Source organism: Coleofasciculus sp. G1-WW12-02 (assembly GCF_040219735.1).
GTDB lineage: Bacteria > Cyanobacteriota > Cyanobacteriia > Cyanobacteriales > Coleofasciculaceae > Coleofasciculus.
Window position 1 is genome coordinate 53876 of sequence record NZ_JAVJRX010000116.1, and the last position, 12713, is coordinate 66588.

The 12713-nt window shown below is 48.7% G+C and carries 11 protein-coding genes and 1 tRNA gene; 3 read left to right on the forward strand and 9 right to left on the reverse strand.

What is annotated here, in order from left to right:
* The first annotated feature begins 362 nt into the window (after positions 1-362).
* Complete coding sequence (locus RID09_RS19060; RefSeq protein ID WP_006100242.1) at positions 363-554, forward strand: DUF2949 domain-containing protein; 192 nt, start codon at positions 363-365, stop codon at positions 552-554.
* 193 nt (positions 555-747) lie between these two features.
* On the opposite strand, the gene RID09_RS19065 is transcribed toward RID09_RS19060, so the two are convergent.
* The 4 genes from RID09_RS19065 to lpdA all read right to left on the reverse strand — a co-directional run bounded on the left by RID09_RS19065 (position 748) and on the right by lpdA (position 4844).
* Positions 748-1902 (reverse strand): pyridoxal-phosphate-dependent aminotransferase family protein, encoded by a 1155-nt coding sequence (locus tag RID09_RS19065; protein WP_446337501.1) that lies wholly within the window; start codon positions 1900-1902, stop codon positions 748-750.
* 53 nt (positions 1903-1955) lie between these two features.
* Positions 1956-2243, reverse strand: a complete 288-nt coding sequence (locus RID09_RS19070) for a DUF5340 domain-containing protein (RefSeq protein ID WP_446337502.1) — start codon at positions 2241-2243, stop codon at positions 1956-1958.
* A gap of 130 nt (positions 2244-2373) precedes the next feature.
* A complete protein-coding gene (gene trpC, locus RID09_RS19075) occupies positions 2374-3297 on the reverse strand; it encodes an indole-3-glycerol phosphate synthase TrpC (RefSeq protein ID WP_446337503.1) in 924 nt (307 codons plus the stop codon).
* 113 nt (positions 3298-3410) lie between these two features.
* Positions 3411-4844, reverse strand: coding sequence for a dihydrolipoyl dehydrogenase (lpdA, locus tag RID09_RS19080; protein ID WP_446337554.1), 1434 nt, complete (start codon positions 4842-4844; stop codon positions 3411-3413).
* A gap of 454 nt (positions 4845-5298) precedes the next feature.
* Here lpdA and RID09_RS19085 point away from each other — a divergent pair, with 454 nt between their 5' ends.
* Positions 5299-5556, forward strand: a complete 258-nt coding sequence (locus RID09_RS19085) for a hypothetical protein (RefSeq protein WP_446337504.1) — start codon at positions 5299-5301, stop codon at positions 5554-5556.
* 77 nt (positions 5557-5633) lie between these two features.
* Here the strand turns inward: RID09_RS19085 and RID09_RS19090 are convergent, their stop codons facing one another.
* Together RID09_RS19090 and RID09_RS19095 are read right to left on the reverse strand one after the other, a co-directional pair.
* The gene (locus RID09_RS19090; protein WP_446337505.1) at positions 5634-6422 is read right to left on the reverse strand and encodes a TrmH family RNA methyltransferase; all 789 of its coding nucleotides are present in this window, start codon (positions 6420-6422) and stop codon (positions 5634-5636) included.
* A 56-nt stretch (positions 6423-6478) separates the two neighbouring features.
* A tRNA-Leu gene (locus RID09_RS19095) sits at positions 6479-6562 on the reverse strand.
* Between the two features lie 198 nt (positions 6563-6760).
* Here RID09_RS19095 and murA point away from each other — a divergent pair.
* The gene (murA, locus tag RID09_RS19100) at positions 6761-8149 is read left to right on the forward strand and encodes a UDP-N-acetylglucosamine 1-carboxyvinyltransferase (protein ID WP_446337555.1); all 1389 of its coding nucleotides are present in this window, start codon (positions 6761-6763) and stop codon (positions 8147-8149) included.
* 186 nt (positions 8150-8335) lie between these two features.
* Here murA and thyD read toward each other — a convergent pair whose 3' ends face one another.
* The 3 genes from thyD to secA all read right to left on the reverse strand — a co-directional run bounded on the left by thyD (position 8336) and on the right by secA (position 12543).
* Entirely contained in the window at positions 8336-9241 is a 906-nt protein-coding gene (gene thyD / locus RID09_RS19105; RefSeq protein ID WP_446337506.1) for a thylakoid membrane protein ThyD, read from the reverse strand.
* 7 nt (positions 9242-9248) lie between these two features.
* Complete coding sequence (gene psb28 / locus RID09_RS19110) at positions 9249-9638, reverse strand: photosystem II reaction center protein Psb28 (RefSeq protein WP_446337507.1); 390 nt, start codon at positions 9636-9638, stop codon at positions 9249-9251.
* A gap of 115 nt (positions 9639-9753) precedes the next feature.
* Entirely contained in the window at positions 9754-12543 is a 2790-nt protein-coding gene (gene secA, locus RID09_RS19115) for a preprotein translocase subunit SecA (RefSeq protein WP_446337508.1), read from the reverse strand.
* Positions 12544-12713 lie beyond the last annotated feature (170 nt).

Sequence of the window (12713 nt, forward strand, 5' to 3'; positions counted from 1 at the left end):
ACCATTGACGACGAGGTAGTAACCTGCATTAGTGGTGGATACCCATCAAAGCGACCAAGTACGGGTGTAGTCTGGAACAGCCTTTTAGTGGTGTGAGGTGAGGCAAGGCGAAACAGTACACAAAGAGTCGATGGGGGGTGAGGGTTCAAACAATACCTGGTCAGTACATCCTGTGAGTTGTCAACTCGATCAATCAACATCTTAGATGGTCAGTGATCTAGGACACAAGCAGTGCCGGATTAACCTATCACAATAAGCAAAGAACCCTCAGCTAGTAGACAGTATTAAATGTGTCTACCCATTGCTAAAAGAGGCAGGACGCTGATTCCACAATAGATCCGATAAGGAGGTGAATAGCAGTTATGGCACCTGCAACCTATTCTGAATTTTTACGATTTCTGCAAGAGGAATTGGCAATTTCCACCGATTCCATTGCGATCGCTCAACGGCGTCGGGAACAAGACCCAGGACCATTACCGATGATTCTGTGGCAGTACGGTTTAGTCACATTGCAGCAATTAGACCAAATCTATGACTGGCTGGAAACAGTCTGAAATTAAAACAATCGGTCAGGAGCATATAATAATGCCTAAGTGCTTATGCTTTGGGAATAATCCATTCAAGTCTAAACCGTTCAATTTCATACAATGTTATCCATTGACCATTGATTCCTCTACAAGAAAGAGCGGGTCGCTAGTTGACCCGCTTTTTTTTGGCGTCTTTAGTGTATTTCGTTTATGGCTTAGCCTAAGATTGAGTCAAGACGCGAGCCGCCGCTGACACTCCTGCTCCTGCTGTCATGGACTCATAACCCAACTCTCGCAGCGTCGCTTCTAGCGCCCCAATCGCCGCCAGAATATCGCGATCGCAAACAAAGCCTAGGTGACCAATGCGAAATATTTTGCCTTTCAAGTGATCCTGTCCCCCAGCTAGGGAAATATCAAAGCGCTTTTTCATCACGCCCCGAATTTGTTCGGCTTCAATCGACACAGGCGCCACAGCCGTTACCGCTGGACTGGCGGCGATATCCGGAGCAAATAGGGGAAGGGAAAGCGCCTCAATCGCCGCCCGAGTTGCTTGCATCAGGCGTTGATGACGGGCAAAAATATTATCTAACCCTTCAGCTTGCATCATTTGCAACGCTGTTTGCAGTCCCACCACTAAATTGACTGGGGGGGTAAACGGATTGCTATTTTTTTTTGCCGCTTTACGATACACACCCAAATCTAAATAAAAGCGAGGCAGTTTGGCTGTCTCGTAAGCTTGCCAAGCTTTATCCGAGACACAGACAAACCCTAATCCAGGGGGAACCATATAGCCTTTTTGGGCACCTGAGGCTACCACATCAATCCCCCACTGATCAATCGGTAAACTGACAGCGCCTAAGCTGGTTACCGCGTCTACAATAATTAGAGCTTGACCGTGTTCTTTGACGTAACGATTAATCGTTTCCAGGTCGTTGAGTACACCTGTGGAGGTTTCTGAGTGGGTGACAATAACGGCTTTGATTGTCTTATCCGTATCCGCCACCAGCTTTTGGCGAAACTGTTCCGGATCGAGGGGTTGACCCCACGGTGCCGTAATCGTCTCCACCTCTAGACCGAACGCTGCACTCATCTTTGCCCAGCGATCGCCAAATTTACCATTAGTTCCGACCAAAACCCGATCGCCAGGACTCAAAAAATTAATAATCCCGGCTTCCATGGCACCCGTACCACTCACCGTTAACACCAAAACATCGTTCTGAGTTTGGTGCAACCATTTTAGGTTTTGGGTCACCTCTGCCATAATGGCGCTAAATTCCCCACTGCGATGCCCGATTGGATGCTTGGCTAACGCCAGCAATACCTGTTCGGGCACCGGTGTTGGTCCGGGAATCATCAGCATCAACTTATTATCCATGAGCGTTATCCTCAATCGTTGAGTATCACATAATTCAGAATGACACCACTATCTCATGACTGAGTTTTGGTTTCCGAATCTAGAGGAAAACCATTATCCGATGATTTTGACTCAACGTTGACATTATTGAGTGACCAACGGTACTCAACGGGTAAGTTGAGGCGCCCACAGGTTTGTTCTAGTTGTTTCTGCTGGGCTAACGCTTTGCGGAGAGTGGCAATCAACTGATGCACCTGTTCTCGAATCATCGGGTTTTGATTCGTGGCAAAGGCAGTATGACGCTCTAGCATCTGTAGTAGCAGTTCGTAGTGAATATATGACGGAAGGGGTATTGGCTCCATGAAACCTGGCTTACCTTAAATGGACGAATTGCGATTAATCTTCACGTTCGACAAGCGTATCGGATGATCTGACCTGCTCTATAAAACTAATACAATAATCAACAGGCAAGGACGATTGATTACACAGAACTCACGAACTTGGCAATAGATTGGTGATGGCTTGGGCTGGATCAGGTTGTTTAACCAATGATTCACCAATTAGTACAGCGGTAGCACCCGCCGATGCGACCTGCTCTAAATCGGCTTTTTTTTGCACTCCTGACTCACTGACAATCAGAATACCGCGTTCTTTGAGCTGCTGACCTCGCGCTGCCAGAAGTTGGCAGGTTGTTTGGAGATCAACTGAGAAATCTGCCAAGTTGCGGTTGTTTATACCTACTAGGGTAACGCCATCTACCAATAACACGCGGTCTAATTCATCCAGGGTATGCACTTCGATAAGAGGGGTCATGGATAACCCATTGGCAATTTTGACAAAGTAGCGTAGGTCTTGATCCGACAAGATCGCCGCAATCAGCAAAACCGCATCAGCACCGTGACTCCGAGCCAGATAGAGTTGATAGGGATAAATGATGAACTCTTTACACAGAATTGGCAAGTTGACCTGAGCCCTAACTTGGCTGAGATTCTCCCAACTCCCTTGAAAGAACTTTTGATCAGTCAGCACGGATATGGCAGAAGCACCACCTTGTTCATAAGAACGGGCAATCGCCACGGGGTCAAACGCTTCCCGAATCACGCCTTTACTGGGAGATGCCTTTTTTACTTCAGCAATTAATGCCGGACGAGTCTTTGCCCCTAATAACGCCGCTTTAAAGTCACGCGGCGGTGGTGCCGATTCTATCTGTTTCCGGAGTTCAGCTAAGGGTAGCCGTTCCCGCATCCGGTCAACTTCTGTTTCTTTATGCCAGACAATTTCTTCCAGAATATGGCGCGGCTGGGCGTCTGGGAGAACGACTTGATAGCGCAGGATATTCAGGTCAACCGCCGGATTGGGTGGACGGCGGCGGATTGGTAGTTGGTCATTTGTCATTCGGCGTTGGTCATTGGTCATTGGTCAAGAGTTAACAACAGGCAAAAAAGCACATACTTTAAAGTTTACAGCCCTGGAACCGTGGAGTCCTCTGCCTTCTTGTACTACGTTATTTGTTCTTGATCACAATAGGTTTAATGACTAGCAACGGCTCGCTTGTAGGCTTCATCGAGGACTTCTGACAATGTGGGATGGGCATGGACTAAGTATGCCAGAGTATTTACAGACTGTCGTTGGGCGATGGCGTTTGAGGCTTCGTGAATTAAATCAGAGGCGTGGATGCCCAAGATGTGAACACCAAGGATTTCACCGCTATCTTTACGATAGATAACTTTGGCAATGCCATCCGACTCTCCTTGTGCGATCGCTTTGGAATTTCCTTTAAAATACGTCCTCACTGAGGCAACTTCAAATCCCTCTTTTTCTCCGAGTTCCTTGGCGGCGGGTTCAGTCAGTCCCACGTAACTAATTTCTGGATGGGTAAAGGCGGCGGCGGGGATGCTGCGATAGTCAATGGTACGATGACGCCCACAGATATTTTCCACGGCGACAACCCCTTGAGCTGATGCCGCATGTGCCAGCATGAGTTTACCTGTGGCGTCACCAATTGCCCACAGATGGGGAATGGCTTCGTCACCGGATAAAACTGCCATTTGATCATTGATGGGGATGAATCCTCGGCGATCTGTTTCCACACCTACTGATTCTAAGCCTAAATCCTTGCTCACGGGAATCCGTCCCGTGGCGACTAAGCAAGCATCAACTTCTAGGACATCCACAACTTCCTTGGTTTTGGCATCCGCCAGTTCAATTACAACGGGTGAACCGGGAGTCACTTTTTGTGCCAGAATGCCGGAATAGGTTTCAATATCGCGGGGAGAAATCAGCACCCGGGTGGCTAGTTTGGCAATATCTGGGTCAAATGTGGGCATTAACTGGTCGAGGGCTTCAATCATGGTGATTTCCGACCCTAGAGCTGTATAGATGTCAGCAAACTCTAAACCAATATAACCACTGCCAATAATTGCCACCCATTGGGGTAACCATTCGAGCTTTAGGGCGTCGTCGCTGGTGAATACGGTTTTCCCGTCGAGTTCAATACCGGGGGGGACGAAGGGAACGGAACCTGTACAGAGGATAATGTCTTTGGCGGTAACAGTTTTTTCGCCACTGTCTGTCGTCACCGTTACTTTTTGTTGTCCAGCTACCCGACCCCAACCGGGAATGATATCAACATTTAAGCGTTTGAGACTGTTGGTGAGATCGCCGCGAATCTTACTCACAAGGGTATTCGCATGGTTTGCGATCGCGTCTCGGTCAAAGTTTACGCCACCCACCTGAATTCCCAGGGATTTCAGATGATGGGTATTGCGTAACTCCCGTACTCGCCCTGATGCGGCTAATAGGGCTTTTGACGGGATACAACCGCGATTTACACAAGTACCGCCCATTTGGGAGGCTTCAATGATGGCGGTTTTCAATCCGCAACTGACAGCATGTATTGCCGCGCCATGCCCACCGACACCAGCACCGATAATCACTAAATCGTAATCAAATTCTTGACTCACATCCATTTCCGTTACATAAAACTTACACAAATCTACCAATACCCGGTAGAACCTGCCGTTTACTTCTTGCTTCACTCGCTTCAGTGTCGGCACTAAACCAGTCTACAGGCTCTCCCCCACCAGTACGGGCTTGGTAACCAAGCCCCTACGGCGGCTTGCTCCACATTGAACGATGCGTTTAATGTCGCGCGCGATCGCACTCTCGCCCCAAAGTTGTCACACCGGAAAACCCGCTTAGATATTTATCCTACAGCCAAAAGGGTTGTCTCTCCCGACAAATCCACTCAAAAGATTTTTCGGGAAATATCTAGAAATTACCTGTAAATCAAGCTCTAATCGTTAGCCCCTAAAAGACTATACCATAGGATTAAACGGTAAGGGTGCTAGTTTCTCCGACATAGGCTAATGAGTAGCGTTCATCTCCATAAACACTAGCTTTAGGAAATCAACTATTATGCGCGAACCTCAGCAAAATCATCGAAATGAAGCAGCTAAAGCCTTTGTGGAATCCCTTGACCAACTTGAGAATCTCTTGGGGCACCCATCCCCTCCTCCCCAATCGCCATCCCGTCGTTCTTCTTCGATTGCCCCTACTCCTCAATCAAAATCCTCCCAGTCAGACGATGACATTTTCGATCTGGATCTTCTCGAAGAAGCTGCGGCTGATCTCGATGCATTTTTTGGCGACACTGAGTTACCAGAGGATGAATAGGAAGACAACAGAGCCGAGATGCCAAAGTGCAGGGGGAGATGGTTGAGATGAAGGAGATGGGGGAGTTAACTTAAAACTCACGCGCCATGCCCTACCCGTTGGCGCAGCGCTTCATAGACGATTAAAGCCGCCGCGATCGCAACATTTAAAGATTCTACATCCTGACTGAGGGGAATTTGCACCGATTTATCAGCGAGTGCGGCTAACTCAGGGCGCAGTCCCGCCGCCTCATTGCCCAGTAGAATCAAGCTAGGACAGCGCCAGTCTATTTCCCAGTAACTCAATGTCGCCTTGGGTAGAGTTGCCACAACTTGTACCCCTTGATCCTGACTTTGCCTAACCACCTGACTTAGATTAGCATTGCTACTCATGGGCAGACGAAACCATTGACCCGCTGAAGCCCGTAATACTTTGGGATTCTCTAAGTCTACACTGTCTCGACTCAGCCATAAACCATCAACACCTGCGGCGGTTGCGGTACGAATGATGGTTCCCAAGTTTCCCGGATCTTGCAGCGTCTGTAAAACTAAACCGAGGGAACAGGGAATCTGAGGAGGGACGAGGGATGAAGACTTTGCCGTTACCACCACGCCATCTGGCTGAACAGTTGTCGCCATCGCCTTGAGAACAGAGGGTTCAACAATTTCAACGCGCTGACACTGAGGTGTGGCGTCTTGCCAAAGTTGCGGATGAGTTTGCTGCCAATCTGGTGTACAACAAAGGGTGACTAGGGGATAATTGACCGCACAAGCTTCTGCCAACAGGTGGGTTCCCTCTAACAGCAGAAGTTGCTCCTCCCGCCGCCCTTTGGCTGTGTGCAGTTTCCGAATTGCCTTAACTAGAGGATTCTTGCTACTTGTCAGCATTATCAAGTTCAAGGTCAGCGTAGAGACGTAGCATGCTACGTCTCTACAATCTTCGATGCGGAACCCGGGACTTGAACCCGGAAGTTCTTGCGAACACTAGAACCTGAATCTAGCGCGTCTACCAATTCCGCCAGTTCCGCTTCTTTCCATGCAGTTTTCCATTATGCGACTATACTGACGCCTTTGTCAACTAATTTATTTTTTGCGGATTTTCGGCATCGGACAAGGTAAAATTCAATGCTGGTTGATTCACCAGTTTGGGAAGCAAATCTAGACATTTGCCCTGTTTCAGGTAGAATCAAAACCAAATTTTAAAAAATGCCAAGATTTCACCGATTCTGGAGGATAGACCTATCAACCACTCTCTTAATCTGACAGATACTGGATCTGTACCCAAGGGGAACCCATCCGTTCTAGAGATTTGGGGCAGTTCGTCCCTCAAAGGACATGTGACCATTAGTGGCGCGAAGAACTCGGCATTGGCAATTATGGCAGGGGCGCTGCTGTGTCCTCAAGATTGCCGACTGCGTAATGTGCCTTCCTTGGTAGACATAGCGCGGATGGGTCAGGTGCTGACGGCTTTGGGTGTTAAACTAAACCATCATGGGGATATCTTGGATATCGATGCGCGTCACCTGGAACAGTCAAAAGCGCCCTACGAGGTAGTTAATCAGCTTCGAGCCAGTTTCTTTGTGATTGGTTCTCTGCTGGCACGATTGGGCGCGGCTCAAGTTCCTTTACCGGGTGGCTGTGCCATCGGCGCTAGACCTGTCGATCTCCATGTTAGGGGATTGCAAGCCCTAGGTGCTGAGGTGCAGATTGAGCATGGTATGGTTAATGCCTATGTGAGGGGGAATGGGCGGCAGCGGTTAAAAGGGGCAAAATTTTATCTCGACTATCCCAGCGTGGGAGCAACGGAAACCCTGATGATGGCAGCGACATTGGCTTCAGGGGAAACGATCTTAGAAAATGCTGCCCAAGAACCAGAAGTGGTGGACTTGGCAAAGTTTTGTAACGCCATGGGTGCCAAGATTCGGGGGGCGGGGACAAACACGATTATCATTTCTGGCGTTCCCAGTTTACATTCGGTAGACTACTCAATTATTCCCGATCGCATCGAAACGGGTACGTTTTTAGTGGCTGGGGCAATTACCCAGTCAGAACTCACTCTTTCCCCGGTTGTACCGGAACATATTACCGCCGCGATCGCGAAACTCCAAAACATTGGCATGAGAGTGATTCAGGAAGCCCCTGACTGTCTACGGATTGTCCCAACAGGGATAATTCGCGCTACGGATATTGAAACCTTACCCTATCCAGGATTTCCCACGGATATGCAAGCCCCATTCATGGCACTATTAACGCTGAGTGATGGGGATAGTGTGATTACCGAAACCGTGTTTGAAAATCGTCTAGGTCATGTCCCCGAACTCAATCGCATGGGGGCAGATATTCGGATCAAAGGCAATAATGCGATTGTACGTGGTGTGCCTCTGTTATCAGGCGCCCCTGTCGTTGCGACTGACTTACGCGCATCCGCCGCACTGGTATTAGCCGCCCTAGCCGCCGATGGTAAAACCACGATTCAGGGACTGCATCATTTAGACAGAGGGTATGAGAAGCTAGAGGCGAAGTTAAAGAAACTTGGCGCACGATTACAACGGGTGTCGGATAACTCACCGCTAAAAGACTCCTCAGCAACCCAAAGTCCAGTTAAAACGCTGTGACGATCAAAAATCTTTGTGGCTGATATCCGTCGCTTTAATCCTAGACGTTGACATCCTCCCCACTCTGCTTGCGAACTGAGACTCTATGCGGTGTTCAACGGTTTAAATTGTCGTTTGTCCGGCAATCCCTAACAGAGCAGCGATAGCTAGGTTAGGGTTGTTGAACTGTAGAGCGGAACGTTACTATCAGGTAACAATATCGGCTAACGCGGGTTTGAGTGTTGGATAGCGATAGTTAAAACCACAGCTAGTCGTCCGCTTAGGCAACACGTTTTGACCTTCGAGAACAACTTTAGCCCCCTCTCCCAGTAATGCTTCTAGGGCAATGCTGGGAACGGGTAACCAGGAGGGACGATTCAGCACATCCCCTAGGGTTTGACAAAATTCCGACATCCGCACGGGGTTGGGTGCTGTTGCATTGAATACCCCTTCCATGTCGTTGCGGGTGAGTGCGTCGATAATCAGGTTCACGAGGTCATCTCGGTGTATCCAAGAGAACCACTGACGCCCACTCCCAATCGGACCCCCAGCAAAGAGTTTAAATGGGGGTAGCATTTTTGCCAGTGCGCCACCATCGCCGAGAACGATGCCAAATCGGAGGATAACCAACCGAACATCGGCATCTTTCACCTTTTCGGCTTCAGCTTCCCAAGCCTGACAGACTTGGGCGAGGAAATCGTCTCCAGGGGGACTGGTTTCAGTGTATGTTGCTGTTTCGCTAGTCCCGTAATAGCCAATAGCCGACGCATTCACTAATACCCTAGGTTTGGGTTGAGCTTTCGCGATCGCGTCTACAATTTGCCGGGTTCCCAGTTGGCGGCTATTGAGAATCGCCTGCTTACGTTCCGGTGTCCAACGATTCTCACCGATGGGTTCTCCCGCCAAGTTCACCACCCCATCGCAAGACGCGATCGCGTCTTGCCAAGCTCCGGATTCGGTGGGAGTATAACCCACAATCTCTAAATTGGGAAACAGCCTAGTCGCTTTGGCTCGGTTTCGGGTTAAAATTAAGGGTTGATGCCCTTTCTCAAGCAGACGCTTGACTAAGCGAGAGCCAATAAATCCAGTGGCTCCAGTAATAGCGATTTTCACGATTAAGTTACTCTGCTCCCTGTCCTTGTTTTGTGTCATCGTAAGCCATATCATTGGCTTCGGCATAGCGGTGCATAAAGCGCATGAAACGATCCCAGTGATCTTGCTGTTCGATGTCAAATTCGCAGTCTACCCGCTTCAAATCATCACCTTCTGGACCACTGAATATAAATTTAACCGATGATGGCTCAACACTAATTTGCCCTTCTTCATCGATTAAGAGCAAGGCGTTAGCGAATCGCTTGGTATAACTCTGGAATTTTTCTATCGCTTTTAAGGAATCGAAACTCATTAATACTGAACGCACGCCCGAACTCTGATTTCGCCGTAAGCTAACATTACTCAGTTCTTCAGGAAGTCCTTCAAAAAATTGAATCGATGGCGTTTGGGAAGTCATTTTAAATTGCAAATACTATATTATTCAGTATACAAAACTTTATGCCTCTCACAGAAGAGATCCCCGACTTCTTCAAGAAGTCAGGGATCTCAGGCTCACGAGAAATGACTCAAAACTACACGGCTTGCGGTTGCACTTGCGGCTGGAATTGGAACAGCGAGTACACCACATTGCGACGGATGTCAATCATCATCTCCAAGAAAGTTTCATACCCTTCTTGCTTATACTCAATCAGTGGGTCTTTCTGCCCATACCCCCGTAACCCGACAGACTCGCGCAAAGCATCCATCGATTGCAAATGCTCCCGCCACAGGGTATCAATCTGCTGCAAGATGAAGAACCGTTCAGCTTGTCGCATCAATCCCGGTTGAATCTGATCGATTTGGGCTTCTTTAATGTCATAGGCTTTACGGACTTCTTCATGCAAAAAGGTTTTAATCTCCGTAACTGTCATATCATCCAGATGCTCTGGCTGGAGATCTTGCAGCAAATAGACAAACTCTTGTACCTTTGCCACTAAGCTGGCTAAATCCCATTCTTCTGGTGGCAAATCAGGGTTGACATAAGCATCTACAATATCATCCATGGTCTTCTCCGCATACTGGATGACTTGTTCTTTGAGATCTAATCCTTCTAAAACCCGACGACGTTCCGCATAAATTGCCCGCCGCTGATTATTCATCACCTCGTCATATTCAAACACCTGTTTCCGGGTGTCATAGTAGAAGGTTTCAACTTTTTTCTGCGCCCCTTCTAAGGAACGAGTCAGCATTCCCGATTCGATGGGCATATCTTCCTCAACCCGGAACATATTCATCATCCCCGCCACGCGATCGCCCCCAAAAATCCGCAGCAAGTTATCTTCTAAGCTGAGGAAAAACTTCGTCGAACCTGGGTCACCTTGGCGTCCCGCCCGTCCCCGCAGTTGGTTATCAATCCGGCGAGATTCGTGGCGTTCAGTACCAATTACATGCAATCCGCCGATGCTAATCACCTCATCATGTTCTTTATGGGTAAAGGCTTCGTATTCCTTTCGCACCGCCCGACAAACCTCCCGCAGCTTTTGAATCACCGGGTCATCAGTGGGGGCATTTTCCGCCGCGATCGCCACTTTTTCTTCCGCTTCCAATTCCGGTAGACTGCGCTCCCCATACTGCTGCACCGCAAACTTCACCGCCTCAATCAGCTTTTGTTCCGTACCTTGAGACAACTGAGTCGGGAAAATCTGGGGACTCACCTTCCAAGTTTTCACCTTTTTCCCTGGGGCAAACCCTTGAGCTTGGGAGCGTTTTCCGCTACCGGATGCCATAGCCGCAAAAGAATCTTCTTCTTCAGGGATGACAATCTGGGGCATGAAATATTCTCGCACTTTTAGCCGCGACATGTAGTCAGCGTTACCGCCTAAGATAATATCGGTTCCGCGTCCTGCCATGTTTGTCGCAATTGTCACAGCCCCTTTACGACCCGCTTGTGCGACAATTTCTGATTCCCGTTCCACGTTCTCCGGTCGAGCATTGAGCAGATTATGGGGAACTTCTAATTGGCTTAACAAACTCGAAAGCACTTCTGATTTTTCCACACTGGTTGTACCCACCAAGACTGGGCGTCCTTGCTCATGCATTTCAGCGCATTCTCGGGCAACCGCTTTCCATTTGGCTTCCTCAGTTTTATACACTACATCCGACATATCCCGCCGCCCGGGGGGCTTATTGGTGGGAATAATTGTGACTTGTAGGTTATAGATTTTTTCAAATTCGGCTTCTTCTGTTTTCGCGGTTCCCGTCATCCCAGCTAGCTTGGGATAGAGCAAAAAGAAGTTTTGATAGGTAATCGTAGCTAGGGTTTGGGTTTCTTTTTGGATTTCGACGTCTTCTTTTGCCTCAATCGCCTGATGCAGTCCATCACTCCAACGGCGTCCCTGTAAGACTCGTCCGGTAAACTCATCGACGATGACCACTTCGTCGTTACGGACGATGTAGTTTACGTCATTGGTAAATAGTTCCTTTGCCTTAATCGCATTGAAGATATAATGCGCCCAGGGATTTTCTGGGTCATACAAATCCTCAACCTCTAGGAGTTTCTCTGCCTGGATGAAGCCTTCATCGGTGAGGATCACATTACGAGCTTTTTCATCGACCTCATAATGCTCCTCTGGCTGAAGCATCTTAGCGATTTGAGCCGCTTTCATATAGTTCTGGGTGGGGCGTTCCACCTGCCCAGAAATAATCAGAGGGGTGCGGGCTTCGTCAATGAGTACGGAGTCTACTTCGTCAATGATGCAGTAATTAAAGGGACGCTGCACCACCTCATTCATCGATGTTGCCATATTGTCCCGCAAGTAGTCGAAGCCCAACTCGCTGTTTGTGGCATAAGTAATATCACAGGCGTAATTGCGCTGTCGTTCCGCAGGACCCATACCCGACTGAATCAGTCCCACCGTTAATCCGAGGAAACGGTGTACCTGTCCCATCCATTCCGCGTCCCGACGGGCTAGGTAATCGTTGACGGTAACAATATGTACACCTTTACCTGAGAGTGCATTGAGATAAGCCGGTAGGGTGGATACCAGGGTTTTCCCCTCACCCGTTTTCATCTCCGCGATTTCTCCCCGGTGCAGCACCACGCCACCTAATAGCTGCACATCAAAATGGCGCATTCCCAGAACCCGCCGTGCTGCTTCCCGCACTACTGCAAAGGCTTCGGGTAGGAGATCCTCAAGTAACTCTTCTCGCTCACGATCCGTTGTTGCTTTTTCAAGCTGCTGCTTAAATTCTGCGGTTTTCCCTTGGAGTTGCTCATCGGAGAGCGATCGGATATCTTCTTCGAGAACGTTGATATCGGCAACGAACGGTTGGTATCTTTTAAGTTTGCGGGTATTTGGATCGCCAAGTAAGTTTTTTAACATAGCAGGAGAGGGATACGTCTAATCGCGCTTGGTCTAGGGTTAAGGTTAGACACTCAAGACTAAGGGCATGAATAGGGGAGGGAAGGGTTCACAGGCAATCTTGCACGAGTCCCAGTGACTAACGGCTAACCCATGATAAACCACCGCTTAGGGCGGCATTTTTATGATCA